The sequence below is a fragment of the Hymenobacter sp. DG01 genome, from assembly GCF_006352025.1.
GTDB lineage: Bacteria > Bacteroidota > Bacteroidia > Cytophagales > Hymenobacteraceae > Hymenobacter.
The window spans coordinates 900,049-926,915 of sequence record NZ_CP040936.1; the positions used below are offsets into that span (position 1 = coordinate 900,049).

25 protein-coding genes are annotated in these 26,867 nt (G+C 51.0%); 10 read left to right on the forward strand and 15 right to left on the reverse strand.

Features of this window, described 5'->3' with window-relative positions:
* The first annotated feature begins 6 nt into the window (after positions 1-6).
* Complete coding sequence (locus tag FGZ14_RS03765) at positions 7-513, forward strand: DUF2062 domain-containing protein (RefSeq protein WP_180754475.1); 507 nt, start codon at positions 7-9, stop codon at positions 511-513.
* A 116-nt stretch (positions 514-629) separates the two neighbouring features.
* Here the strand turns inward: FGZ14_RS03765 and FGZ14_RS03770 are convergent, their stop codons facing one another.
* From FGZ14_RS03770 to FGZ14_RS03795, 7 genes are all read right to left on the reverse strand, one after another.
* Complete coding sequence (locus FGZ14_RS03770) at positions 630-1,616, reverse strand: enhanced serine sensitivity protein SseB (RefSeq protein ID WP_139921367.1); 987 nt, start codon at positions 1,614-1,616, stop codon at positions 630-632.
* Positions 1,617-1,799: 183 nt separating this feature from the next.
* Complete coding sequence (locus FGZ14_RS03775) at positions 1,800-2,243, reverse strand: cytochrome c (protein ID WP_139921369.1); 444 nt, start codon at positions 2,241-2,243, stop codon at positions 1,800-1,802.
* The gene (locus FGZ14_RS03780) at positions 2,240-2,935 is read right to left on the reverse strand and encodes an SCO family protein (protein WP_257883335.1); all 696 of its coding nucleotides are present in this window, start codon (positions 2,933-2,935) and stop codon (positions 2,240-2,242) included. Before FGZ14_RS03780 ends, FGZ14_RS03775 begins: the two co-directional genes overlap by 4 nt.
* Positions 2,935-3,354 (reverse strand): hypothetical protein, encoded by a 420-nt coding sequence (locus FGZ14_RS03785; RefSeq protein WP_139921371.1) that lies wholly within the window; start codon positions 3,352-3,354, stop codon positions 2,935-2,937. Before FGZ14_RS03785 ends, FGZ14_RS03780 begins: the two co-directional genes overlap by 1 nt.
* A 233-nt stretch (positions 3,355-3,587) precedes the next feature.
* The gene (locus FGZ14_RS03790; protein WP_139921374.1) at positions 3,588-3,803 is read right to left on the reverse strand and encodes a hypothetical protein; all 216 of its coding nucleotides are present in this window, start codon (positions 3,801-3,803) and stop codon (positions 3,588-3,590) included.
* 120 nt (positions 3,804-3,923) lie between these two features.
* Complete coding sequence (locus tag FGZ14_RS21665; RefSeq protein ID WP_180754476.1) at positions 3,924-4,088, reverse strand: hypothetical protein; 165 nt, start codon at positions 4,086-4,088, stop codon at positions 3,924-3,926.
* A 1,208-nt stretch (positions 4,089-5,296) separates the two neighbouring features.
* Positions 5,297-5,776, reverse strand: coding sequence for a hypothetical protein (locus tag FGZ14_RS03795; RefSeq protein ID WP_139921376.1), 480 nt, complete (start codon positions 5,774-5,776; stop codon positions 5,297-5,299).
* Between the two features lie 570 nt (positions 5,777-6,346).
* On the opposite strand from FGZ14_RS03795, the gene FGZ14_RS03800 reads away from it, so the two are divergent.
* From FGZ14_RS03800 to FGZ14_RS03840, 9 genes are all read left to right on the forward strand, one after another.
* Positions 6,347-7,174 (forward strand): hypothetical protein, encoded by an 828-nt coding sequence (locus FGZ14_RS03800; protein WP_139921378.1) that lies wholly within the window; start codon positions 6,347-6,349, stop codon positions 7,172-7,174.
* 52 nt (positions 7,175-7,226) lie between these two features.
* Entirely contained in the window at positions 7,227-8,738 is a 1,512-nt protein-coding gene (locus tag FGZ14_RS03805) for a P-loop NTPase fold protein (RefSeq protein WP_139921380.1), read from the forward strand.
* A 688-nt stretch (positions 8,739-9,426) separates the two neighbouring features.
* The gene (locus tag FGZ14_RS03810; RefSeq protein WP_139921382.1) at positions 9,427-10,512 is read left to right on the forward strand and encodes an NAD-dependent epimerase/dehydratase family protein; all 1,086 of its coding nucleotides are present in this window, start codon (positions 9,427-9,429) and stop codon (positions 10,510-10,512) included.
* Complete coding sequence (locus FGZ14_RS03815; RefSeq protein ID WP_139921385.1) at positions 10,509-11,564, forward strand: NAD-dependent epimerase/dehydratase family protein; 1,056 nt, start codon at positions 10,509-10,511, stop codon at positions 11,562-11,564. The genes FGZ14_RS03810 and FGZ14_RS03815 overlap by 4 nt, the downstream gene beginning before the upstream one ends.
* Positions 11,565-11,587: 23 nt before the next feature.
* Positions 11,588-12,364 carry a glycosyltransferase family 2 protein gene (locus FGZ14_RS03820; protein ID WP_139921387.1) on the forward strand — a complete coding sequence of 259 codons (777 nt, stop codon included), beginning with the start codon at positions 11,588-11,590 and terminating at the stop codon, positions 12,362-12,364.
* Entirely contained in the window at positions 12,357-13,094 is a 738-nt protein-coding gene (locus FGZ14_RS03825; protein WP_139921389.1) for a glycosyltransferase family 2 protein, read from the forward strand. Before FGZ14_RS03820 ends, FGZ14_RS03825 begins: the two co-directional genes overlap by 8 nt.
* Positions 13,091-14,623 carry a glycosyltransferase family 39 protein gene (locus FGZ14_RS03830; RefSeq protein ID WP_139921390.1) on the forward strand — a complete coding sequence of 511 codons (1,533 nt, stop codon included), beginning with the start codon at positions 13,091-13,093 and terminating at the stop codon, positions 14,621-14,623. Before FGZ14_RS03825 ends, FGZ14_RS03830 begins: the two co-directional genes overlap by 4 nt.
* Positions 14,624-14,627: 4 nt before the next feature.
* Positions 14,628-16,163 carry a hypothetical protein gene (locus FGZ14_RS03835; RefSeq protein ID WP_139921392.1) on the forward strand — a complete coding sequence of 512 codons (1,536 nt, stop codon included), beginning with the start codon at positions 14,628-14,630 and terminating at the stop codon, positions 16,161-16,163.
* On the forward strand, positions 16,160-17,461 hold the full coding sequence (locus FGZ14_RS03840) for a glycosyltransferase family 39 protein (RefSeq protein WP_180754477.1): 1,302 nt from the start codon (positions 16,160-16,162) through the stop codon (positions 17,459-17,461). Before FGZ14_RS03835 ends, FGZ14_RS03840 begins: the two co-directional genes overlap by 4 nt.
* Here the strand turns inward: FGZ14_RS03840 and FGZ14_RS03845 are convergent.
* The 8 genes from FGZ14_RS03845 to FGZ14_RS03880 all read right to left on the reverse strand — a co-directional run bounded on the left by FGZ14_RS03845 (position 17,421) and on the right by FGZ14_RS03880 (position 26,824).
* Positions 17,421-18,356 (reverse strand): glycosyl hydrolase 53 family protein, encoded by a 936-nt coding sequence (locus FGZ14_RS03845; RefSeq protein ID WP_139921396.1) that lies wholly within the window; start codon positions 18,354-18,356, stop codon positions 17,421-17,423. The genes FGZ14_RS03840 and FGZ14_RS03845 overlap by 41 nt on opposite strands.
* Positions 18,357-18,565: 209 nt before the next feature.
* Positions 18,566-19,003: a hypothetical protein gene (locus tag FGZ14_RS03850; RefSeq protein WP_139921398.1), complete on the reverse strand. Its 438-nt coding sequence runs from the start codon at positions 19,001-19,003 to the stop codon at positions 18,566-18,568.
* Positions 19,004-19,044: 41 nt separating this feature from the next.
* Entirely contained in the window at positions 19,045-19,776 is a 732-nt protein-coding gene (locus FGZ14_RS03855) for a hypothetical protein (protein ID WP_139921399.1), read from the reverse strand.
* A 308-nt stretch (positions 19,777-20,084) separates the two neighbouring features.
* Entirely contained in the window at positions 20,085-21,404 is a 1,320-nt protein-coding gene (locus FGZ14_RS03860) for an McrC family protein (protein WP_139921402.1), read from the reverse strand.
* Positions 21,405-21,416: 12 nt separating this feature from the next.
* The gene (locus FGZ14_RS03865) at positions 21,417-23,315 is read right to left on the reverse strand and encodes an McrB family protein (RefSeq protein WP_139921404.1); all 1,899 of its coding nucleotides are present in this window, start codon (positions 23,313-23,315) and stop codon (positions 21,417-21,419) included.
* A gap of 70 nt (positions 23,316-23,385) precedes the next feature.
* The gene (locus tag FGZ14_RS03870) at positions 23,386-23,787 is read right to left on the reverse strand and encodes a hypothetical protein (RefSeq protein ID WP_139921406.1); all 402 of its coding nucleotides are present in this window, start codon (positions 23,785-23,787) and stop codon (positions 23,386-23,388) included.
* Positions 23,788-23,898: 111 nt separating this feature from the next.
* Positions 23,899-25,428 carry a restriction endonuclease subunit S gene (locus FGZ14_RS03875; RefSeq protein WP_139921408.1) on the reverse strand — a complete coding sequence of 510 codons (1,530 nt, stop codon included), beginning with the start codon at positions 25,426-25,428 and terminating at the stop codon, positions 23,899-23,901.
* Positions 25,418-26,824, reverse strand: coding sequence for a class I SAM-dependent DNA methyltransferase (locus FGZ14_RS03880; protein WP_139921410.1), 1,407 nt, complete (start codon positions 26,822-26,824; stop codon positions 25,418-25,420). The genes FGZ14_RS03875 and FGZ14_RS03880 overlap by 11 nt, the downstream gene beginning before the upstream one ends.
* Between the last annotated feature and the right edge of the window lie 43 nt (positions 26,825-26,867).

Below are 26,867 nucleotides of genomic sequence, written 5' to 3' on the forward strand. Positions count from 1 at the left end.
CCGCCTGTGACTGAACCCTCCGAATCTGCCCTGCCCATTACGCCGCCGGTTGCCCCGCCCCAGGGCTGGGTGCGGCGCCGCATCGTGCAGCCGGTGCTAGGACTGCTCAGCCAGGGCCTTACCGCGCACCAGCTGGCCCTCACCGTCGCGCTGGGCACTTCGTTCGGTCTGGTGCCCATGCTGGGTATTACTACCCTGCTAGCCACCTTCACGGCCGTGCGCCTGCGCCTGAATGTGGCAGCCATTCTGCTGATTGCCCACCTCTGGAGCCCGGTGCAGCTGCTGCTCATTATCCCGTTTATGAGCCAGGGCGCCAAGCTCTGGGGTAGTCACAGCCCGGCCCTTACCCTGGAAAAGCTGCAGTACCTGTTTGCCCATAGCTGGGCCGAGGCACTACGCCTGCTCTGGCACGCCATGTTGGGCGGGCTGGCCTTGTGGGCGGGGGGCTGCCTGGTGCTGGCCCCGCTCCTGTACTTTGTGCTGCGGCCGGTATTGGCCCGTTTTATCAAATAGCTGCCGGGGTAGCCCTAAAAACTTCGCCCTGCCGTGTCCGGCGCTGGCAGGCGGCCGGAATACAGCAGGGCGAAGGATAAAGAATTCCAGCCACCGGCCGGATGAGGGCAGGGCGCTTAGGCGCGCTGGTACACGGGGGTAGTCTGGAGCAGGTACTGAATGAGCGGCTCCTCGGAGGCGGGGTCAATCAGCATGAGGTCCACGAACTGCGTCTCGCCAATCTTGCCCTGAATAACCGGGCCCAGGTCCTGCAGGAAAGCCGGGTCCTGCTGCTCCGTGTCAATGGCCACCAGCAGGCGGGCCTCCGCCGGGTTGTGCTGCATGCGCATTTCGGCCAAGTACACGTTGCGGATGTGGGACTGGGTAGCGCTGTACTCGCGCAGGGCATCCATTAGCTCAGTGGGCTCGGGCTCCGGCTGGTGCAGCGACACCTGCAAATCCTGGGGGTTGGGCATTTCAAAGAGCTGCCCGCTGAGCAGGGCCTGAATTTCATCGGCGGCCAACAGCTTGCCTACGGCCGAGAAGGGGTTGAGGGCACACTCGGCGCCCTGCACCATTGTGAAGAAGTCGTGGCCCCGCAGGCGCATGTAGGTTACGCTGCCTTCGGGCACGGCGCCGTTGTCGAAAATGCGCTCAACAGCCGTGAAAACCGCAATTTTGCCGTCGTGCAGGGCCTGCAGCTGTACTTCCATTCCTTCGGTGGGCGTAATCTCGCCGGGCTCCTGGCCTTCGCGGGCGGACAGCACTACCACCACTTCCTCACCGAGCAGGGCCTGGTAGAAGGGGCTGCGGAACTGAGCGTCCACGGCCGCCTGCATCAGCAGCTGCTCCAGAATATTGAGAGGCTGGAAATCGGGCAGCTGGGAAGCTTCTTCGCCAAAGGTACCCGGCAGCGGGATGGGCGGTGCCGGCGGAATGTGAGGCATGGGCGGCGCGGCCGGGGCCGGCGGCATCTGGTAGTTAGAGCCTTTATAACGCGGACCGCTGGGGGTAGCCGGTTCCGTGGAAGCGGGCGTAGCCGCATTATCGGTAGCCGGAGTAGGGGTAGGGGCAGACGCGGGAGCGTCTTCGGGTTTCTTTTTCAGGAAGTCAAACAGACCCATAACAAAACATACAGATGAAGCTGCAAGCTAAGCAGGTTTAGGGGAAGATGCACCTGCGGTGAACTGGTGAGATAGTGAAATAGTGAGTTTGCCATGCCATAGGGCCGAGGGGCGCGGGTTTGCACCCCGCCTCCTCCCTTAGGACCTCGCGCCCATCAAACTCACTATCTCACCATCTCGTCTCTACTGTCCGTCGGAGCCATTGCAGCGGCCCAGCAACTCCGAGGCTTCCCGGATAGTGTAGGGCTGGTTCTGGTTGCCCCAGTTGGTTTGCAGGAAGTTCAGCAGGTTAGTAATCTGGGAGTCCGTCAGGTCCTCGTGGCCGGGCATTACCTGGTTGTAGGCTACCCCGTTCACTGTCATGGGGCCTTTCATGCCCTTCCGGATGATGCACGGTAGCTCGGCGCGGTGCCGGGCTACGTAGTCGGCAGCGGCTACCGGCGGAATCAGGCGCTGCAGGCCCTGGCCCTGGTCGCCGTGGCAGTTCGAGCAGTGGGCTGCGTACAGCTTGGCGCCCTCGTTCTGGCGCTCGGTGAAGCAGCCCCCAAGGCTAAGCACTACCATGGCTCCGCCGCTGACCAGCGCGGCCCAGCCGTTGCGCGTCAGACGGGATGCGCGCGGGTTCATTTGGCCGCCGTCTGCTGGTTTTCAGCCTCTTCCTTGAGCAGGATGGGCAGGTCGTGAATCAGCTGATCTACCTGGCTCTCCACCATGCCATCGTACACCCCGCGCACGCGACGCTTCGAGTCCACCAGGGCAAAGGAGCCGTCGTGGGCGTAGCCACCGGCCGCTTTCTTATCTATCTGCGCGGCGGCCATGTACGCTTTAGCCAAAGCAAAAACGGTATCGTGGGGGGCCGTGGCAAAGTGCCAGCGCGAGGCATCATTCACGCCCAGGCGCTGGGCATAATCCCGCAGCACGGGGATGGAGTCGTGAGCCGGATCAATGGTATGGCTCAGGAACAGCACGTTGGGGTTGCCCTCAAACTTTTTGTACACGCGCAGCATCTCGCTCTGCATCTTGGGGCAGATGTCGGGGCAAGAGGCAAAGAAGAAGTCAGTGACGTAAACCTTGCCCGCAAACGTCTGGTTCGTAATCGTTTGTCCGTCCTGGTTGGTGAGGCGGAACGAGGGAACCGGGTCGGGCAGCGTATCAGCCGGAGTGCTGGGCTCAGTGAGCTTGATGCCCAGAATGGGCAGGCGGTCGGCTTCGGCGGGTTTTTCGGTGCAGGCAAACGGCAGCACTCCGGCCGCGGCCAGCAGGGTAGCAAGCACAGCGGTACGCAAAGCGGGCAAACGCATCATAAGCGAGGAAATCATTAGCGGGCAGAGGAAGAGGTAGAGGATGCCGTCAGGAGGAGGCGGGCCGAGTCCTGACTGGCCCGAAACAGGCGGCCAACGGAATCAATGCGCTGCTGCTGAACGGCATAATAGGTGAGCCGGCTCGCCACCTCTACGGTATCCTGGGGGCGGCGGTAGCGGTGCATCCAGGTCATCATGCCGGCTTCGGCGGCCAGCAGCGCCCGGCGGCTGCGGCCAGCGGCCGCCGTGTCGGTGGGTGGGGTTTTCTGCAGCTGCTGGCGCAGCTCGTACAGCTGGCCCAGTTCGGCCATCAACTCGTTGTGGCGGGCAAGCACGGCTTTTTCAGCGGCCTCCGCTTTCTGCTCGTCGCTTTGCAACGACAGGCAGGCCGACAGAAACACCAGGGCTGATAAGAAAGCAAATCGGAGCGTTTTCACGGCGCGAAGGTACAACCGGATCGGGGAGTGTGGGGTGATAGAACCGGCAAAAGCAGAATCGGTTCGGGTCTGGCCGGCAACCTGCTCACCAGCAAGCGTTACCGGAAAAAGGCTATTTCACGCAAATAAGTTCGGGCCCGACTGCAGCCTCGTCGGCAATAAAAAGCCCCGGTACCAATAGGCCGGGGCTTTGTAGAGTCGCAAGAAAAAACTACGGAAAATAGGCCGGGCACTTACGCCTGCTCCTGCTCCCGCAAATAGGCCAGCATATGGCTCAGGGTCAGTTCCTGGTGGGCCACCATGTTCAGCAGGCTCCGCTCGTAGGGGGCCAGCACCTGGCCAGAGTCATGGGTTAAGGCCAGCGCGGCCGCCACAATGCGCTGGTTGCCTTCCTCTGAATCAAGGAGGGAAGGATACTGACTCAACCAGAGAAGAAACAAAAAATTCATGCGTAAAAATGGCAGCCCCCTTTCGCATTGCAAACTCAACAGCTTAGGGTTCAGGGCGAACAGGAGCGGCCAGCGGACGAAGGGGGGCAAACCACCGACGAACGGCTTCGGCCCCTGCTCTTAAAACGCCTGCTGCAGTAGCTGATACAGGATAGAGCCCAGCTTCCAGGCACCCCACACCAGGGCTCCGCCCAGGGCCAGCAGCAGCAACGCTACCCCTATCATCAGCCCCTTGCCGCTGCCCTGATACTTGCCCTCGGCGTAGTGGCGGCGCAGCAGCTCCACGTTGCGGTTGTTGGCTTTATAGGCGAAGTGATTTATGACATAAATAATATGTGTCTGTTGCCTCTGTGCCCATTTTATTCAGCCTTATATGTGCCTTGTGTCAAATATGAGAGCTGTTTTTGATACATTTGGTAAATTATAGTGTGGTAGTGTGGGTTGATTGTAAATTGTATAATATCGAGTTGATTGCTTGTGTAATTATCTGTTGAGTGTAGTCGAAGAGGATGCTTTGCAAGTATAGGCGAAGTTGCGAGACTAGTTAAAACGCCAGTGCTTATCTGTCAAACCGGGTAAGCACTGATGCTTATCATAAGAGCACTAAGTAGCCTCAGGTGTCGCTGCATCCTCCTGTAAGTCAGTTAATATCTCATCGATACAATGAGTTCGACACCAGCTGTTGTATTGGGATTCGTTACTAAGTGTGACACTTACAACCCTTATATAATGTACAATAGCTCCACTCCGAACTCTTCTGCTAAGCGAGCAGCCGACTTGAACATAAGCATCACCATTATCAAGCCAGACACTACCGCTGGGTCCTTTGCCTTCCATAGAGTATATGTCGGTTAGAGAAAAGCCAGCGCTGCGTAGCTTATCTATGGTGCGAGACATTACACCCTTCTTCCCAACCAATGGCTGTACGATAGATTCAATATATTCCTGAAGCATCACTATTCGAATTAATGTAATTGGGCGACTGGTTGCTGAATCGGTAGAATAGCGACGAGATACGCTAGTTTAAACCGTGCAGATACAGCTTCGTATCTTGCGTGTAATAGTCAAGTTGCACTTGCCGTGAACGGTAACACCATTTCAGCGAAAGTGCATCTATCAAGCTGTTGATAAGGTACTTGTTAGTGTTTAATTAGCCCATTTCAGACAAGTCAATCTCAACCACAGCGTCATCTCCCCGGAAGACATTATCCGTTAGGTCTTCTGTACTGCGCGTGCTATAAAGCGTGAGCGTGGCTTTGTAAGGCAGTTCTCCTGATTCATAGGTGGTGTACAAACGAGCTTTCGTGACCTCAGATGAGGTAATGGCTGCGTGAACTGCTGTGGCAAGTTCATGTGCGTCGACGCTCTGTAGTGTTTTTATATAAAAAAGAGTTAAGTGGATAATTCAAAGCGATTCATAAGTACGATTAGGACAAAGCAATCAACTGCTCCAAGCAAAATTGTTGCTGCCTTTTACAAATTTTGCCAAGTTCCTATTTGGCAACCACATTGGTGTTTTTCAGAGCTTGCGCCACTGCTTCAGATAGAGTCAGAGAGCCTTCAATCAAAGGGAAGATAGTTTCAGACTCGGGGGCATATAAACTGTCAGCCTCAAGGGGGGCAAAATGCTGATATAACAAGTCTGTCGCCAAGTCACTGTTATAAGTACAGTTGATGATGTCACATATTTCCTCCATGGTGTTTAAGATGTCATCCTCATATAAGCAATTAATCTGAAAGTCATCCCTTAACTGGCTATCATAGCTGTCACTTTCAGAGCCAGCCAAGTCATTTTTGAGCGTCTCATAACGTTCCTCGTATTTATCTGAGTCATCGTTGTAGTAAAGTTTTAAAGCTTCGGCAATAATAGGAGCCGCCTGTTTCCAATTTCTGTTCTGCTTCATTGTCATTTTGTTAAAAAGGTTGTTGTGAAAAAATATAGACAATACTCTTTTGCCTGATGCGTAGAGCATCAGCAGTAATGCCTTGGTAAAGACATGTTTATTTCTTCAGACCGCTGTATAAGAGATTAGAATCCTAATACAGTAATCCGGAAAAGCTCATAGGATGATATGGTACACCGGTTTCAATACCGATGAGCTTTTAGAAACGCCAGGAAAAATTCAAGAGTACGATTAGGACAAAACTGCGTCTATGCGCAATCAATACGAAGCTGCGAGCTGTCGTTTAATTACCAAATATTGCGTAGTAAAATAAGTTTCCTATAAAAGTAAAGCATAATTAGTCTGAGTTTGGTATAATGAATATGAAATGATGCCAGTGCTTATGTGCTACTGTATAATAATACAAAGCTACTATTGTAGGTGCTAAAATGCAAGATTTGGATAAAATATTTTTTAAAAAACCTAGTGAATGTTTGAATATTTTTTTCATCATCATAAATGATTGATAATAAATATCTTGCTGGTAGTGGATGTGGCGAACAGGACTGATGAGAAGCTATGCGGTTTATTGTAGCAAATGAGAAACGTCGCTGAAATGCAACTTGTAGCGCTATCCTGTTAGCTCTAAATCAATCTCACATGACCCTCCGTTACCTATCATCGATTGCTTTTACAAGCACCGCCATCATTTTATCCGCTTGCGACAGAGGGCAGAAGCCTACACCAATAGAGACGACTCCCCTGGCAACTCAAGTGCCAAGCGCTACCGAACTGGCGACGGTACCCCTTAATGCTGCTACAGTTTTGACAGCTATGTATGGTGGGGGCGTGGGAGATTCAGCGGTATATGATGGTAGCAAGCAAGTGGAGTCTTCCAATCCTGATAAGCACATTGTTGCCAAGGTGCTGCAGAACCAGCGCTTCCAACGGCATGACAGCACGCTAAGCCTTGTAGTAACTAAGAACTCTTTCGAATGGGGTGCAGGAATACACAATGGTTGGGTCGACGCTGCGCTGTTTCACTTCAGCGATGGGAAATGGCAACTACTGAAGACGCGCCGGCAAGCCGTAATAGCGGGAAGTTTTGGTACATGTGACTGCCAGGTGCAAATGCAGCGGCTACATGTAGGCAACGATGAAAAGATATTTGCCTTCGTGCGCAGCTACAACGTGCATCAAGGTGAATCTGAAACGTTCAGTGTGATAACCGAAGACCTGCTCACTTCTAAGGAAGGCTTTACTACGTACGATTCACAACGAAATGAATGTGAAGAGCCTAGTACTGGCGAAGTGCCAAAGACAGGCTTTTTTGTTACGCGTCAACCAGGTCATGACGACCAGATAGAGCTTGTGTCGTACGAGCCTCAAACAACGGATGGGCGGTGTGCGTGGAAGGACAAGCACCGGAGCTTCACCTATACTCAGTTAATACAAGAGATGCAAAAGCCTCAGTCAGCAGGACTGTAATCTATAAACCACTATCTCGACTCATCCCTCTTAGGTAGGATACACTATTGGTATGACCTTATCCTTTTCACTAACCAACCAGCGGACAGCTTTTCAACAGCACCTAGACGAAGAGCGCAATCAGCGTATCATCTTCTCTGGGGCGTTTGGTATCGGGAAGACATATTTTCTAAAAGACTACTTCGCTCATCATGAAGCAGAGTATGTAGCGGTGAAACTTTCACCCGTCAATTACTCAGTATCCGCCAACGAAGATATCTTTCGTCTTATCAAATACGATATATTGTTTGAGTTGCTGGCGTCGCATGATTTGCAGCTGGAAACCGAAACTATCAGCCGGGAAGTAGCCTACGGCGTGGCATTACAGGATAAACTGCCAACGATGTTAAACGGCTTATTGGGCATCGCTCCACTGCTCAACAAGGACAGCGCAGATGTGGTATCAGTTTGGACTTCCTTGAGTGCGCTTGTGCTGCCTTTCATCAAGAAAACAGAAGCTGCCCGCAAAGACCCAAATCTGCTTGGTCGTGTTGTGGATTTTGAGCGGGAGGTGAGTAAGCTGCCAATGCTGGAAGAAGACTTCATCTCCACTTTCATCGAGCAGAGCTTGAATAAGCTAGCTACTACTGAAGCAGGAGCCAAAGCCAAGGTATTGGTGATTGACGACCTTGACCGGATAGACCCTGAGCACATCTTCCGCCTATTCAATGTATTCAGCGCGCATTTAGACTATAATAAATCCACCAGCAACAAGTTTGGCTTCGATAAGGTCATCTTCGTGTGTGATATCCGGAACATCCGCAATATTTTCCACAGCCGGTATGGTGCCGATACTGACTTTACAGGCTACATCGACAAGTTCTATAGTCTTGAAATCTATTACTTCGACAACAGTGCTGAAGTAAAGGAGATGGTGAGCCAATTCATACAAGGCATCGTGCCCACCACAAACTTTAAAGCTTATTTTCTTGAAAATATCACATCATCGAATCGAAACAACAGTCTGTTAGAAATTCTGCTAATAGAAATGATTCATGCAGGGGCACTAACTATTCGTCGGTTGCAAGCAGTGCATGGTCTTGGTTTCAGGCATGTAGAAGTCGATACTGGGTTTAGAAGTGCACATGAATCCAAGAAAAACATAGCATTTCCAGCTATAATTACGCTAGAGGTGCTGAACTGGATAGTTGGTGGAGTAGAAGCATTAGACCGAGCACTACAGAAAGTGCTGCGCTACCAACGTAGTCAAGAATACCTTGGTCGGTCACACCGTGACCAACAGTATTTTGTGTCAGCGTTGCTTCCTGTATTGGATTATAATGGGCATCGGCTCAAGACGCATCAATTACACGAGACTGATACCGTGCCACGCTATGAGTTTACAAATACTAGCACCGGGCAAAAGTTGACTTACCGGCTATTTGCCTTGGGTGTGTGGGAAAGCACGTATGCAGCGCGTATTGATTTAGTTGACGACGAGCCTTTTCGAGAACAAAATCTTGACTTGTTTAATCTTATATACCAGATGTTTACGCTACTCCAAAAAAAGGGGGTATTGCGCTAAAAATTTCGGTGCAATAAACGGCTGGACCTGTTCGTGGTGATGGATTTCTAACCGTTCCAAATCCTCATGCCTAGCTTCTATCTCGCCTTTCTAGATGGTCAGTGGCGACGACTTCGTAAACTACCAACTGCGAAGTCTGTCCCGCCCGCCGAGCACGAGATTAAATGGCTGTTGGTGGGGTGGGATGATTACTGCATTGATGAAAAGAAGCGGATGTGGCGGCGTCCGCATATCAACCGAAAGGGTAGGAGTAAGAGTTGGAAGCGGATTCAGCCGATTGAGAAAAATGCCGGTTACAAAGGTTTCAACCTATGGCGAGATGGAAGAAGGTATTACTATTCTGTGATTCAACTACGCCGTCTACTTCTAATAAATCCGGCTTATAATCAGTGAATTACTACCATCAGTAGATGAGGATGCGATTGTATTGCAACTTGGTTGTAGCAGTAGTTCACTGATTAGTCAGTTGCTTAACCGACTGATTTACCCGTACCTTGGTACTGCATATCCCTAGTATAAAAGCTTGCTCAATCCCTGAATAGGGCTTTCTCTTGTAGATATACTGGTCTTATAGCAATGGGTACTCCTATCTTGGAAAAGGGGGAACCTACTGATTTCATTTGTGTGCCCATAAAGTGTTTTCTCAACCTGCCGTGTATCAAGGTTGGGAATGACAGGATAGCATTATATGCGTCGGATTCTAGTGACTGGCTCTTCGGGACTGATTGGTTCTGAAGTGTGCACCTTCTTCAGCGAGTTAGGATGGGAGGTACACGGTATTGACAATAATATGCGGGCGGCTTTCTTTGGAGCTGCAGGCGATACGAGATGGATGCAGTATCACCTGCAGAAGGTGTTGCCTGCTTTCACTCATCATGAAGTTGATATTCGTGACCGTAAAGCGGTGCAGCAGAAACTGCAGGAGCTACGTCCAGATGCCGTTGTGCATACAGCTGCGCAGCCCAGCCATGATAAGGCAGCCTCCATCGTATTCGATGATTTTGATACCAATGCGGTGGGGACGCTTAACCTGTTAGAAGGGCTGCGTCAGGTCAGCACGAATGTGCCGTTCATTCACATGTCTACCAACAAAGTGTATGGCGACCGACCCAATACCATTCCGTTGGTAGAGCTGGCAACCCGCTGGGAGTATGCAGACGACCAGTTTGCTCATGGCATCGCTGAGGACTTCTCGATTGACCAAAGTGTCCATTCCCTATTCGGAGCCTCCAAGGTAGCCGCCGATATTCTGGTGCAGGAGTATGGGAAGTATTTTGGAATGCCTACCTGTTGCTTACGGGGAGGGTGCCTGACTGGACCAAACCACTCCGGGGTTGAGCTACATGGCTTTCTTAGTTACCTTATCAAGTGCAATCTTGAGCAAAGGGAATACACCATCTACGGGCACCAGGGCAAGCAGGTAAGAGACAACATCCATTCCTACGATGTCGCTCGCTTTTGCTACGAGTTTATCCAGACCCCCCGTTGCGGAGAGGTTTACAATATTGGCGGGGGTAAGGGGAATACAGTCTCCATACTAGAGGCATTCCAACGCATTGAGGCTCTGTCCGGCATACCCATGAGGTTCAGCTATGTGGATACAAGCCGGACGGGTGACCATGTCTGCTACTACAGCGACTTACGCAAGATGCAACGCCATTATCCGGCATGGAGCATTACCAAGACGCTAGACGACATCTTCTCCGAAATCTACGCGGCGAGCCAGCAAGTTGAACAGGCAAGCCAAACACCTATTGACGTCCCTATCCAGTGAAGATTCTAGTTACAGGCGGTGCCGGTTTCGTAGGTTTCAACCTGCTCTGCTATTTGAAGGATAGCTACCCCACGTATCAGTTGCTGGCATATGATAACCTAAAACGGTTAGGTAGCGAGCAGAATGTCCCGTCTCTCTTAGCACGAGGGATTGAATTCGTGCACGGGGATATCCGCAATGCGCAGGAATTGCAGCAGGTTGGCGCAGTTGATGTGATAATTCATTGCGCATCGGACGCTTCCGTACTCGGTGGTATCACGTCCTCATCTGAGCTTATCGTGCAGAACAATCTGCTGGGTAGCATCAACGTATTTGAATACGCTGCGCAGTGTAACGCGAAGCTGGTGTACTTCTCCACGAACCGCATCTACTCGTGTGAATCGTTGAATGCCTTGGCATACATGGAACAGGAGACCCGATTCACTTTAGAGGAAAACCAGCAGTTGGCAGGTGTTTCCGACCAAGGCATTTCGGAGCAGTTCCCCATTTTGCTGAGTAAGACCTTTTACGGGGCAACCAAGTATTGCGGGGAGGTGCTGTTACAGGAGTATGCTGCCTACAAAGGACTGCAGTATGTGGTCAATCGGTTTGGTGTCATCTCCGGCAAAGGGCAGTTCGGGATGGAATCGCAAGGAGTGATTGCCTACTGGTTGCGTCAGCATCTTGAGAAAAAACCGCTTAAGTACATCGGGTTTGGCGGGAGTGGGAAACAAGTCCGGGATGCGCTGCATGTCGCGGATGTGTGTGCCTTGGTGGACTTGCAATTGCAACACTTCGACAGTGTACAGGGCAACGTATTCAACGCCGGGGGAGGGTATGCGAATAGCTTCTCCTTGCTTGAGCTTACTGGGTATTGCGAAGCTTTGACCGGTAATTCAGTTCCCATCCAGGTAGTGGCTGACCAAAGAGCAGGCGACATCCCTATCTATTACACAGACAATAGCCATGTTACTGCTGCCTTGGGCTGGGTGCCACAGCGCAGCATCCACGATATCCTATCGGATTTGCTGGATTGGCTTGACCCCACGGCAAAAATTAGCTTTCCCGGTTAATTTGTCAATTCTTCTAGCTTAGTATGTATAAGGGTAAAAAAGTAGTAGTGGTTTTGCCGGCGTATAACGCGGCAAAGACTTTGAAGACCACCTGTGATGAACTGGACATGAGTCTGGTGGACGAATTGGTACTAGTGGACGATAATAGCACCGACAACACGGAGGAAGTGGCGCGGGCAATGGGAATTCAACATGTAATCCGGCATGATGTCAACCGGGGGTATGGAGGTAATCAGAAGACCTGTTACAACCACGCCCTCGCTCTTGGAGCCGACATTGTTGTAATGGTACATCCCGATTATCAGTACACGCCTAAACTGCTGCCAGCAATGGTGGCATTACTGGAATGCGGACTGTACGACGCGGTATTTGCTTCCCGGATTTTAGGAAAAGGTGCCTTGAAAGGGGGGATGCCGCTCTATAAATACGTTGCCAACCGGGCGCTGACTTTTGCGCAAAATGTTCTCATGAACCAAAAGCTCTCAGAGTACCACACGGGCTACCGAGCCTACAGCCGGGAGGTGCTTGAGCAGATTGACTACGCTCAAAACTCAGACGATTTCATCTTTGATAACGAAATTGTCGCCCAGATTTTTGCGAAAGGCTACGACATAGCGGAGGTGACATGCCCGACCAAGTATTTCGCGGACGGTTCGTCCATAAATTTTCCCCGTAGCATGAAGTATGGGTTTGGGGTTCTGGGGGTATCGGTGCGCTACTTCCTGCATAAAACAGGCGTGTTTTCCTGGGAAAAACTCCGTGCCACAAAGCGTGAACCGATAGCCGTATCCATTGCCTGAATTTTTCGAAGTGAGTTCGCCTCTAGAGCTTTGCGTGCTGATTCCGGCATACAACGAAGAAGAACATCTGCCAGATACTCTCCATGCTATCTATCAGGTGCTGATTGCAGCGGATATTCCCCACAATCTGCTCGTGGTCAACGATAATTCAACGGATAACTCAATTGCCGTTCTGGGACAGATTGAGCAACATATTCCGACCTTACGTTACGCCAACAACGGCTACGGGCAGGGATTTGGAAATGCTGTTCGGTACGGGCTTGACCACTGGCAGGGTGATGCCGTCGCCATTGTGATGGCAGATGCATCCGATTCTCCGGCTGACTTGGTTACGTATTATCGGCAGCTGATTTTAACGGGTAAGGATTGTGTGTTCGGCAGCCGGTTTATGTTCGGTAGTCAGGTCACGGATTATCCTAGACAGAAGCTGTTTTTCAACCGGGGATTCAACCTGCTGGTGCGAGGGCTGGTAGATTACCGGTTCAATGATTTTACCAATGCATTCAAGTTGTATCGGCGGGCAGTGATAGAGGCAGGTCGCCCTTACCACTCGCAAAACTTCAGCCTGACGCTTGAATTACCCCTTAAGGCGCTGCGCAACGGGTTCACCTATACAGCGGTGCCTATCAGCTGGACGCAACGCAAGTTTGGACACTCAAAATTGAACCTGCGACGCAATGCCCGCGCTTACCTGACAGTTCTGAGCCGGTACCTGACCCATCGTCTATGAAAGACTTGATACCTGCTCCTGATTTGAGTACCCGAAATGGACGGTTAGCTACCAGAGTTGGGTTGTTCAGCCTTATCGCCCTCTTCATCCTAGTTGCTGGTTACCAAGTGAACCGGCAAGGCTTTTGGCATGATGAGATGTATACGCTGAGTTTTATTCGGGGCTTCGATATCTATCTGTTTTCAGGTAGCGACCTGCAGGAGACTAGCCTACATCCAGTACAATGGTATCAGCAGTATCTACACCAAGACCTATACTGGCAGAAGTTCTGGCGCAATATTGTCCATGAAGGACACCCGCCCCTGTATTATCTGCTGCTGAAGCTATGGACGTATGTAGCTGGCTACGATGAGACAGGGCTACGGAGCTTCTCTATTGCTGCATCGGTGCTTTCGTTGGTGGTAGCCTTCAACATAGGAGCCTTATTTAACCGGCGATTCGCTCTGCTATACACCGGTTTACTAGCATGCTGCCCGCTCTTCCTGTTCTATGCTTTGGAGGCGCGGATGTATGCCCTGTACGTGCTGCTAGCTTTAGGGTGCTTCTACTGGTTTCTGGTCTTACTAAGACCGACAACGACTTCCAATGTCAAGCCGTTGTTTTGGTTTGTTATAACTGGCATATTGCTGCTCTACACCCACTACTATGGTGTGTTTGTGTACGGAGTGTTAGCACTAACTATTGGCATCGGATTCTTCCGTCAACAAAGGTGGCTGCCATTCATTAGCTTAGGATTGCCGGTGCTCACATTGTTGCCGTGGGTACCTATCATTCAACAGCAAACAGCCGCTCACAAAGTACATTGGACGAATGGCTATTTAGGGTTTGCGCCTTCGTTACAACAATTCGTTAAGGGTAGCACGGAGCTACTCACTGCTCCCTTCCAGGAGCAGAGTGCCTACGAATTTTATGTACTGTATGGGGTAGCAGTTCTGCTGGTCGTCAATATGCGCTTAACTAAGCGTCGTCTGCGTACTAGTTTGTTGTGGGGTGGGGCAGCTATCCTGTTGTATGGTATTGGCATCATTGTATTTGATAAAGCGCTTAACCACCATACGATTGCCGTTCCGCGCTATTACCTGCCGCTTCAGTTTGTGCTGTTATTCGCAATTGCTGTACTCATAGATACGGGTAGGAGCAAGTGGTTAAGCTGGTTAGCCACTATAGTGTTGTTCGGCATGTTCGCTAAAATTCAGGTTGACCTGCTGACTACTATGCGGGAAGCAAAGCAGATGTATCGTCAGGTGGGAGGGTATCTGTCCCAACAGTATGACCCAGCACAGGCGGAGGTTGTCGTTTCTCCTAATGGTCCATCGGCGGTTGCCGTTGCCTACTATGCCAGTAAAAACTTCGTGTTGCACACTATGCCTGCTACTCAGGTATGTGAGCAGTATACAAAGCCCCGTGTAGTAGTAGTGGAACAGCGGTTAGGGCTTGCCAGTGAGCCGTGGATGCTGCCGTGTAAGAATGCGACGCAGGACGGGAGAATAGTCCGTTTTGTGGGAGTGGATGTGGTCAACGAGAAATAGAGCCGTGCTGCAAAGAATCCTGTTTGTTCTATCGTTGGCGCTGCTATTCAGTTCCGGTCATATTGAGAACCCTGATTCTCACTTGCGCTTGACCCAAGCCAGGCTGTTGGTAGAGTCAGGTGCACTTGAGATTCCTCACGGCTATGGTGATGTCACGCACGGAAATATTGCTGTAACGGCTGCTGGGAAGCAATACAGTGTGTACAATCCGGGACAGGTACTGCTGTTTGCTCCGTTCTATTGGCTGGCGCAGTCCATTTCCTCTCCTTGGCATCCATACTACGTAGCGGCTTTTCTATGCTCCTTCCTCGGGTACGTCGCTTTCGGTTGTACCGTGCTGGTTTTTTGGGATATCGGTAAGAAGCTTCGCGTGAGTGAATGGAACCGGATTGTAGCGACACTACTGTTTGCTGGTACTTCCTACTGTTTCGCTCATGCGCAGGATAGCTATGAGCACATATACGAAGCATTGTGCGTGTTACTAGCAGTGCGCCTATTATTGCCTGCTACGCCTCGCTACCAACCTGTTGTGCAGGCTGCGCTTGTCATCGGGTGCGGTTTGCTGTTTCGGACTTCCCTCGCTATTGTCCTGCCCGGTCTACTATTGCTAGTACCAACCTGGCGGCAGCGGCTGCTGTTTGTGGTAGCCTTGTTGCCCTTTGGCGCTGCACTATTAGGATACAACTATTTGCGGTTCGGCGACCCATTGCAGAACGGCTACGCTAGTGCATGGGCGTTGGCGTTTCATCAAACTGCCCAATCTAGTTTTAAGCTGAGTACGCTACCCCTGCACCTGGCAGGCTTACTATTTTCGAGCGCTAAGGGTATCTTCCTGTTTTCTCCTTCGCTGATACTCGTGTTTCTCAGCTGCCGCGCATTCTGGCAGCACCAACGCCGACTATGCTTATGTATTCTGCTAATCACAGGGGCTTATCTGGGCTTATACGCCACGAACTTTGCTTGGCATGGCAGTGCCTGGAACTGGGGTCCGCGTTACATCGTGGCGGCAGTACCGCTGCTATATCTTGCCCTGTTCTACCTGCCCCATCAGCGGTACCGCCAGTGGATATGGACAGTTGGGGCTGCGTCACTGCTGGTGCAGCTATTAGCAATCACTACGTTTCATAAACGGACACTTGTAAAAACCTTTCTGGCGGAAGGAGATATCTTTTGGACGGATGCCTATTTCTTCCATCCGCGCTATTCTCCCATAAAGGGACAGGTCATCTCATTATACGAGGTGACATCCAGCACGCTTGACTTTTCCCACAAGGAGTTGTTTTTGCCCGAAGGTGCCTGGCGTAATGAAGCGCGTCCGGTTTCCTCGCAGGTCATGCTACAAAACAGTATCGACTTTACTGCCTATAATTTCTGGTGGGTTCGGCTGCTTTATCTCAAGGTTCCGGTTATCGTGAAGTTGCTAGGCACAGGAGCAGCCTTGTATGCCTTTCTTACGCTTTTCGGTCAATTCACTCGTTTATGGTCTCGTCTGTCCGCAGAACGGATTGGGCGCTCGTCAGTATCCTCTCGCTTGGCGTGATACTGCGGCTGCTGCTGTTCTACTTCAATCCGCCTAATAACACTTACGATGACCATCTCGAACCCATTGCGTATTACTTAAACCATCATCAGCGACCCGCCCCCAATGCGTGTTGGGAATGCTACCAACCACCATTGTACTATGTAACGGCGGCAGGAGTGTACCGCATAGCATTTCTGCTGACGCACACTTATTACACAGCATGGAAGGCGGTGCAGGCAATCAACACGGTACTTTCCATTGGTGTGCTACTGATAGTCTGCAAAATTGCCCGAAGCGTATTTCCTGGTCAGCGTAGAATCGTGTGGGTGTTGCTGGCGGTGGCGAGTGTATTTCCGAGAGACTTGTATGCCTCGGCAATGATTACCAATGATTATGCGCTGGTCTTTCTTGCTACCCTGAGCATATGGCTATTCCTTCGCTACGTCCGGCAGCCCCAGTTATCCGTGATGGTAGGGCTGTGCCTTTCAGCGGCTGCCTGTGCGCTTACCAAGCAACATGGGTTGCTGGTGCTCTTGCTGCCTGTAAGCATCTGGTGGCGATACATCCAAAGGGGGGCAAGCCTCAAAACTAGTTCCAATTGGTGGACTGTAGCGTTACCGATACTGACGGTAGGAGTAGGGGTAAGTGACGAAGTGTGGAAGTGGCAGCTGACCCATATTCTGCTCGTCAGTAACCAACACTTCTTCGATTATGCGCGAAACCAGCCACCGGGAAACCTGAGTGCGGTTGACTTTCATTCTCTACGGTTTCATACTTTGTTGCAGTACCCATTGCTGCAGAGAGCCACTTGGGCATCCTACTGGACGGTGCTATTTGCTGGTAGTTGGTTTGACTACGAATACCGGTATGTCGCTCCGCAATTGCCGGGACTCAAGACGGTAGCCGGAGCACTGTATGTATACGGAATTATCGTTTTTGCACTATTGGTAGCGGGGGCACTCCACCTGCTTAGGCTAATCAATATACAGTACCTAAGACGGCATTGGGACAAGGCTGTTCTTGCCCTATTAGCGACTGGTTACTTTCTGGTTCCATTGGTACAGACAGTGCGGCTGCCGCACTTTTCTTCCATGAAAAGTCAGTTTGTCCTGCCAGCTGCCTGTGTGTTTCTATTGCTGCTCGGTTACGCTTTGCAGAAAGTAAGACTACTGCAGATGCCCGCCGTACAGTACGGGCTGTTAGGCATAGCGTTGATTACCGGTGTTGGGCATGTATACTACGTAGTTACTCAGTTGCCTTCGGCATTCGGTGCCCTTAGCGGACCACTTTGGCAGTTCCCCCACCTGAACTTTTGATGGTCTGCCGCTGATGTGGACGTTTAAGCCATGACGACCACGTTGCGACTGCCAGCTTGGGGGTAAAATCCGCGTGAAATAGTCCGAGGTAGTGAATCCAGGATTGCTTGGGTGCCGGAGCTTGTGTGTCTATTGTAGATGTCCAAACAAGCACCTCGCATCGTTCACTGCGCTGCAGGTAGGCGAGCAAGTCAGCTAAATACTGTTGCTGCTTTGTTTCTGGATATTGGCTTGATGGCACGCTGGTTTCAAAGATTCCAACGGGTTTGTTCGTCAGATTGAGAATGGCTGACAAGGAGGACAGATTACCGAACTTCCGGCTATTGGAATGGGGATAGGTAGAGAGGGCAAGAATGTCAAAGTCATCCCCAAATGCTTTGAGCACTTCTAATGTGGCAACCTTGCCCCAATTGGTGTGATTCCCCATCAGCAATTCCAATTGGAAGGATATGCTGACTTTGGTATTCGGAAACCGTTGCTTTATTCGTTGCTTGGTGGCATGATAGGTTTTGAGGAATACTTTAAAGTCACTGGAATCAGTAAGGGCATAGAAATTAGCTTCCACACCTAGATTCAGGTATTCAGGATGGTACCGCTCACAGACACTCAGGGCAGTTTCCATAAACTTTTGCTGCGTCTCAGGCTGAGCAAAACGCCAGCCTTTCCCTCGAAGCTGCTGTCGGCTATCAGCCAGCCAGTCCAGATTGACTATTAGGCTACGTTGATGCTCATGCGCTAAATCTGCTATCCACTTTACTCGGTCTAGAAAGTCCTTAGTGCCAGGCTCCCATTGAATCTGAGCAGTTAGTATCTCCGAGTTGTCTAGTAGGTGTTTAACTCCCTGCTTAATTACCGTATCACTAGCCTGTTGTGGTTTCCAGTAGATAGTACCCATTTGGAACCTTCTGCCTGTCTTCTGCGGCTTGTGTTCACTGCATGAAAGCAGTATGGTAACCAGCAGTAAGCTGAAGGAGAGTAGAATGAGTTGTAGAGAGCGTATCAACTGTTAACCGAATATTCTGGAAGTATAAACTGAATGGTCAGCAGACTAATAATTTCATTAGCCTGCTGACCATTGCGAAGTTTTAGAGAGCAAATTTGCGGCTATTCTGAGTCACTATCTTCGTCGGAGTCACTTTCGTAGTCTGACGATTCATCAACGGTATACTCAGCACCCCTATCAGTAGTTACAGTGATAGTTCCGTCGCCGTTGTGCGTCTGGTCAACGATGTGCGAGTCGTCAATCCACCCTCCATTATCAAAGTTGATACGCTCCACATCACCGTTGGAATCGTGCTCCACATCAAGCGTGTACGTACTTTGTGTACCGGTATTGGGATTGTAATACTCCACGTTACCGCTACCAGACGAGGAATAAGAAGAGGTACTTGCCTCTGCAGTTTCCCCAGACTCGTCCGACTCATCTGATTCGTCATCGGTAGAGCTGCTATACTCCGTATCAGATGAGGTAGTTGATGCGTCGGACGAGCAGCCATTGAGCACTAACATGCCGGCAAGCAATAGGAAAAAAGGTCTTTTCATTTTGTTGGTATGTCCTCTAGAAGAGCGTATAAGTGTGGTGATTATACTTGCGCCTGATTGAGGCGAAGGGCAGACCATTCCTCGGCGGCGGCTATGATATCATCCACATATACCTCTCTTTTTACACTGGTTTGCGCCGGGTGATAGGTTTCAATATAGAGCTTATCATCCTTTATGTAGTAGACAAGACTTGCCTTGTGCACTGGTTGAACAGTATCCAAGCCGAGGGCTTTCTTATATAAGGACAGAGTGCTGGCAAAGATGTGAATGTCAGCATTAAGCAAGTCAATTTGCTCATGGAGTAGCGCTTGATGCTTATCGTAGGAATTCTGGATGTGCGCATATTGGGTGTACGCGTGTCCTAGGGAAGGTAGCTTCTGAGCATTGACGATGGCAATAGAGCGCAGCACATCACACATCTCCGGTTGGTTGCGGATGAAGTTCATATCATCCCACCGCATGAAGCCGTTCTGAATCCCATAGGTAGTATAGACTACAGGGTGCCAGGTTGCCCGATGTGCTTCCTTAAGGTTGCAATTGTATAGGTCGTCTTTGTCGAACAGGTCAGTAAAGCACCAGCCCCCGCCTGTACCATCCGTCTCATCATATGGTTCCTTCAGCAACCAAGCAATTTTGATGTCTGAATCTAAATAACGTTCTACATTCACTGGACCGTCATAAATGATGTATCGGTCATTGTCCGGCTCATTCATAGCCGCCTCGAAGCGCTTACGGAGCGTTTTGTTCTGGTCTGAGAATAAAGTTGCGTTCATACAATTGATGGAGTGGAAATATGAAAATTGGGGTTTAAGCAGGATGTGAATCCGCACCGCTCACGAGAGGGCGTAAAGCACTCTCAACTGAGGATATTGGTGCTGGTAAGGATACTTTGTCAAGGGCATCACATTCTTCGGAGGTGAGCTTTAGATAGCCTCCGACTGAGCAGTAATGTTCATCATAGCCCTCAAAATACAATCTTAATTTATCGCTGTCACGGTCATAAAACATTACGGTAGCAGATATTGGTGACCCGTAAGGTTTGAAACCAATAAAGGTTCTTTTGAGGGCATATAGTTACATGTTAAGTTGTTAATGCGGTTTTCCATTGCTGAAGCTTGCCAGCAAGTGAGCAATATAGATAATCTAGTTCCTCGGCTTGGCTCGTTTCAGAGGCAGGTGGGCTAAGACTAACTTGCACGAAAACCGTACTGCATTCTATCAGTGCATCGTCTGAGCATGGTGGCAGATGCGTGGGGTGGAGAAAACTCCCTTCAGTTTCTCTTTCACTTGCCGTGTGGGGATAAAGCAGCAGTGTATGTCGGGCATCATAGTGATGGGCATAGGTGTAGAGCTGACGCAAATCGGCTTCTGCCGGACGCCCTTTAGGACGTTTCCATTTCGCGTCCAGCACGAGGTTCCCTTGACCAGCCATATCGATAAGAATGTCCGGCTGCATCTCGCTAGTCGTACTATCCTTGCCAGCCCAAAAGACCTTATAGTCGGGCTTTTGCACTGTCCAACCGTAAGGCTCAGCCAAACGCTGCAGGGTCCGGAGTAGATAGCGCTCCCATAGCTGATTCATATTGAAAAGCAGGGCTACCAAGTCGCTGCTGCCTCCCTTCAAATCCGGTCGGTATTGCAGTAATATCAAGCGGGCAATGACCAACGCCGAGCGGTAAGCCTCTGTTTTACGGCTAAAAGTCAGGCGGGCGAAAGTCGCTGCCGAAACCTTTATGGTGGGCATTTCTGTCCATTGTAGCAGTGCCCGAGCTGTACGCCCTCGCAATGTGGAAGAGCTAGTTAGCCGGGGCAAAAGAAGCAGGGCTTGCCTAATAAGCTGGTTGTGTAGGTGCTGGTGGTCGTAGGTCTGATGGCGGGTGTAGAAGCGCTCCTGATGCACTAGATTCTGGGCAATGTGCTTGCCAAACTGGATAGTGCCCCGTAGTGCGTTCTGCTGCCCTTCCGTATGCCGGTAGCGTTTGACCAGCCCCCGATGTAAGAGGGACTCAACCTCATTGAGAAACAAGTCAAAGTAGATATCCAGCAAGCTGTTCTCCTTCTCGCGCAGGAGGGCGTTGCTGAGGGAGTCCAGCTTCAGGGTCCCGGACTCGTGCAGCATTCGTAGCAGTATACCCTGCCATTGATGTAGTGTGGCATCTGAGGCAACATCTACATCATCCACCTTGGGTAGAATCTCGATGGTAATATCTCCAACCTGAATGACACCTACATAGCTGCGGAAGCGCACTCCGTCATGGCGCATATCATAGTAGCGCTGCGCATGATGCTCATCATGAAAACGGAAAAGCAGGTTCCAATGTCGCTTCTCAAACTGTACCCCTTGCTGTTCGTCGCCGATGCGCAGGATGCTGTATTCCAGCACCCGCAGAATGTTAGGCATAAGGACAACCAGTTAGAAGGACGCGTAGATGCTCTTGAATGCCTGCGCGTCTAGCTGCAGCGTATCGGTCAGCCTGTAAACTGGCTTCTCACTTAGTTCTTTAGTGCTGAAAGAGCCAAAGGAAAGCAGTTTGTAGCTGCCAGCCGGCTGGTTCTTATTTACCTGTTGGATAAATGGGCTTCCGATTACTAAACCAATCTTACCCCAATCACCAAAGAAATACTCCTGCAGCAAAGGGAGAATATTGCGGCGAAATGCCTCTCGCAGGTCATCCAGCGTAGAAACCTGCATCAATAGGGCATGTCCAATACAATGGTCATGGTCGAGCAGCTGTTCCAGACGAGCATTGATAGCGCGAAGCATTTCCTGCAGATTGACCCCTTCAACATCATCCGGCAGCAGGTGGGGCTGTGGCAGCATTTCCGTGAAGCTGAAACGGCGGCGCAAAGCCGTATCCAGGGCTTCCACGCTACGGTCTGCCGTGTTCATCGTGCCCAACAAATAGAGATTTTGGGGCACCGAGAATTCCTCCTTGGAATAAGGTAGTGTGATAGTGAGGAACTCCGGTTTACCAGCTCGCTTGTCGTCTTCCAGCAGGGTTATCAGCTCGCCAAAAATATTGGCGACGTTCCCCCGGTTGATTTCATCAATGATGAGTACAAAGGATGGGGCAGGGGTGGTTTTCTGCTTTTCTCGCTCCTGTGCTACAAAGGCAGCTTCGTACTTTTTGAACTCCCGAAAAACTACCCACTGCAAAGAGGCATTAGACCCACCAACCACATCGGTGATATCCTGCTTCAAATGCTTGATTTGGTCAATAGACGTGTACTTGTCGCATATCTTCTTAATCCACTTCTTGTCAATGTTATGGTCTTGCTGAGCGCTATTATCATGCAAAAAGGTCAGGCGTTTTGATTGCAGATTCAGCGCTTTCAGTGTAACAGGTAGACCAGTTTTAGAATAGAAAGTCAGCGAACCGCGTGTGTTGAGCATGCGCTGATGAAGCTGCTCTACAAACTCATCATACAGCGTATCGAAGTCCGGTAGATTAGGAATTGTAGCCGTATTGGCGGCGGCGGCGGCTGACTCGCAGATGCGGCGGAAAATACCCGGAACAACATCGTATTGCACAGGTTTTGCCTCCGGTTCAGCACCAGATGCATCCTCGCCATCTTTAGTGGGTGGCAGAGGCTTAATGCCTTCTATAAAGTCCTCGTAGCTGAACGCTTGATGGAATGTTACAAAGGCAATTCGCCCGGCTGCCCGGTATTGCTCGAACTTCTCCCGAAGTTGTTGCCGTTTATCTGCGGGATATTGGGTGACGAGTTCTTCGTCGCTCATGCCTTCTAATAGTGCGACGGCGCGAGCTACTGTGTGATATGTTTTGCCAGTACCAGGAGGACCATAGAGAATCTGGTTGAGTGGCATATTAACGTCAATAGAGCTCGTCTCTTCTATGTCGTCATCCATATCCTTATCTTCCGTAGTCGGCTTTATACGCGTGGCTTCATCGGAGGCGCTATAGCTAGCGAAGATAAATTTGGGTGGTGTGCGAAGTTGGGAGAAGTCTTTGCCTACTCCGTATTTTTTACAAAAACGGGCGTAGCGCTCTGTCTCTATTGGGTCATACACCCATTTCGTATAAAGGCGCTCTAGCTGAGCAGTAGTCAGACCGCCATGCTTGAGCGTGTCTTCCTCATGTTCAGCAACAGAATTGTTCTTGTAGCCTACAAATCGGCTTGGGGCATACTCACGCTGCCCATCAACTTTCTCAACCACTAGAACCTTTGCACTTCGCAAGTAAGCGCGATACTGCTCGACATCATCCTGATTGCGGCTTTCGCGCAGTTTGATGAAAGTTCTGAAGTTCTTCTGAAGTTCAATTGAGTTGGTAACGTATGGACGGGACACGATAAAACGTATTGAGAATGTAGCTGATTAGGACGTGGCAAGTACTCTTGCTTATTGAAGCTGTTGAGGCTCAGCGAAGTATGGTATCCTGTGTGATGTGGAGGGTGTCATACGTATCAGTTTCGACAGCGCCTCGCTTAAGGAGTCGCTCGCGGAAACTATCAGTAAGCTGAACGACAAACACATCATATGAATGGATTTTACCAAGTTCAAAAACCATTAATATCAGCAGCTTACCAATGCCGTTGTGCTGTAAATCTCTCGGTATGAAAATATTGGAGATGTACACCTGCTCATGGTCATGGTTTACACCTACTCGGAAGACGAGAGTCCGGTCTTTATCATCTGTCCGGCTCGTTGCATACACTTCAATGGCGTGACTTTCGAGTACCGGATACTCATAATTCTCACTACAGTGCCGGGTTAAAAAACCTTCGATATAAGTGATAATGTCGCTTTCAATTTTGCTCATTTGAATTCAAAATAAGAATTAATAAGGAGGATGGAAAAGGCTTGTTTTTGACAAAATGCGGGCATCCTACCTAATAATCAATTGGGTAGGATGCCCGCATTCACGTATCCGTTACTCGAACAACGGCGCATCCGCCACTGCCTTGGGCTTCCGCCCACGCTTGCCTTTTACTGGGGCAGCCACTCCCGCTTCTAACCGTTCCAAAAGCACGCTGGCGGGTTCGTCGTTCGGGTCTTGTGGCACGAGCTGCCCGCTGAATGCCTTGGCGAGAAGCGCTTGGGGCAACTGCTCCACGAGCGACGCCGCCTGCTCGAACCGGGCTTCCAGTTGGTCGGCTAGCTCGAAGTAGTGGTTGACTTGGCGTACGATTTCTTGCTGCTCGGCTAACCCCGGTAGAGCCACAGCTATTTCTCTAATTGTCTCCATCGAAAGACTAGGCTGCGCTGTTGCTTTTGCGAAGCTCAGGGTATTTCGAAGCCCCGTTGGAGATTGAAGGTAGAAATTCAGGTACTCCGGCGAAATAACGTCGCAGTCGATTTTAGCAACATTAGGAGCCAGATGCCAGCGCCGGTCTTTAGGGGCGAGGCAAACGTTTCCAGTTCCCGCGCCGATGAAGACCATCAAAACTTCACGTCCATGAAGCTGCGACCTTTCCAAGAAATCAGATGTCGCAAGGTCGATGTAGAGTAGGTTGTCTTCTACAAAACGACCCATTTGAACATTTTGGGCTCTGACTACTGGAATGTCTCCCTGCTCTTCGTACTTGATGTAGTTCGTGTATTCGAACCCCGCTAATTTGGTTACGTGGGCTAAGAAACCGACAGTGCTGGCAGTCCAACTATCAGGCAATTCAGGAAGTAGCGCCGAGCCAATTGTGGGTGCTTCTTCCGCAAAGACTCGACGTGGGGTTTTCCTGCCTTCTGCTTTTGCTAAAGCAGATGCCTGAGCAAAACGGGTTTTTCTTACCTCGATTATTTGCTCAACGAGCTGTTCAGCAGATTCCAAATCAACCTGCTCCGCCCGCCACGCTTCCGTCAGCTTCCCCGACACAGCCGCCGCCAGCACCGCTTGCCGGAACTTCTTCAGCAGCTCTGGCAGCTTCTCAAGCCGCTCTTGGCTGGCTTCGAGCTTCTGCATGGTTGCCTCAAGCTGCTCAACAATGCGTGCCTGCTCTGCAGCCGGGGGCAAGCAAACAGGTATCTTCTTAAGAGCATTCAGATAAATACCTTTCTGCGCCGTTCCTTTAGCATTATCCGAAAGGTATTTTTGAATGAGTGGGCTCCGTAGACAATAAGCCAAAAATTTACTGTCAATTCTGGGCTTGATGATTGCCACGCTTCGTTGCAACGAGAACTTCGGCAATCCATCCGCGACGACCGCGGTTCTGCCGATTGTTCCAACTATAGTCAACAGGACATCTCCTGCAGAAATGTTCACTCGGCTTACCTCGCTCTGGTAATCTTCTTCGGAGATGAGTCGAGCGTCGTCAAAGTGAATGATATTGTCTTGAATATTCTTGGCGCTAAGCATGGGTATTCCAGCCTCTTTTCCTTTTGGGGGATTATGAGAACCGTCCGAAATTTTAACGCTCAATTCATCAAGCGTTGACCATGCCCATCCTGCGGGTAGATTACTTTTCATTGATTTCCAGCAGGCGCAACAGTTCTTTCAATTCATCGACCACCACTTCCAGTTCATCGATTGCCTCGGTCGCTAACTCCTTCGGGTCGGGTAGGTCGGTGCTGCCGGCAAGGCTGGCATCGGCGATAAGCCCCAAGTCCAGCGTGTCGCCGCGCTGCTCGATTTCTTGCCGCGTAAAGGACTGCCACCGCTCATCGGTGTGGGCAGCCCGGTCGTCGGCGTGATATGCCTTGATGAAGTCGTTGAAGTGGGCGCGGGTAAAGGGCGTCCGCTTCCCAAAGTTGTCCATGTTGGTGCGCAGGTCGTAGTACCACACCTGCTTGGTGTTGCCCTTATCGGTCGTGCCGCGCTCGAAGAACAGCACGTTGGTCTTCACCCCCGCCGCGTAGAAAATGCCCGTGGGCAGGCGCAGGATGGTGTGCAGGTTGCACTTAGCCATCAAGTCCGCCCGCACCTTCTGCCCGTCGCCGTCTTGGAACAGCACGTTGTCGGGGAGCACCACCGCTGCCCGTCCGCCCGGCTTGAGCGAGCGGTAGATGTGCTGCAGGAAGTTGAGCTGCTTGTTGCTGGTGGGATAGGTGAAGTCCGACCGGGTCGGACGCTCGCCGCCTTTCTTGGTGCCGAAGGGCGGGTTGGCTAGCACCACGTCGTAGCCCTTCATCTGCTCGCCAATCTGCGTGAGCGTGTCGCCCAGTACGATGTCGCTTTCCATGCCGTGCAGCAGGGCATTCATCATCGCCAGCCGGTGCGTGTCCGCCACCAGCTCGCAGCCCGAAAACGCCTGCTGGCGCTGGAACTCGATTTGCTTCTCGGTGAGGGTATAGTAGTTGTCGGTCTTTGCCTTGACGTGGGCATCGGCGGCAATCATGAAGCCGAACGTGCCGCACGCCGGGTCGTTGCACCGCTCGCCCGGCTGCGGGTCCACCAGCTCCACCATCGCGTCGATGAGCGGACGCGGCGTGAAGTACTGCCCGGCACCTGATTTCTTCTCGTTGGCATTTTTCTCCAACAAGCCCTCGTAAAGGTTACCCAAGCCTTCTTCCCGCGCCGAGTACCAGTCCAGCTCGTCAATGCTCTTGACGATTTTGCGCAGGTTCTTGGGCTCGTCGATGTGGGTCTGGGCGTTGTGGTAAATCTGCGCCACGGTGCCCTTGCCCTCGGTGCCGAGGTGCAGCAGCAGCGTGCGGTAGAAGGTCTTCAACGCCACGCCCTCCTTGCTCACCAGCTCGTCCCAGCGGTACTGCTCGGGGATGTTCTCTTCGTTGCCCGTCTCCTTGAGCATCTTCAGGAAGAGCAAGTAGGTCAGTTCGGTAACGTACTGGTGGTAGGTAATGCCGTCGTCGCGCAGCACGTTACACAGGCTCCACAGTTTCGAAACGATTTCTTGGTTATTCATGCGTCAGGGCAATGCCACCGCCCGGCTCGCGCCGCGAGGTAGG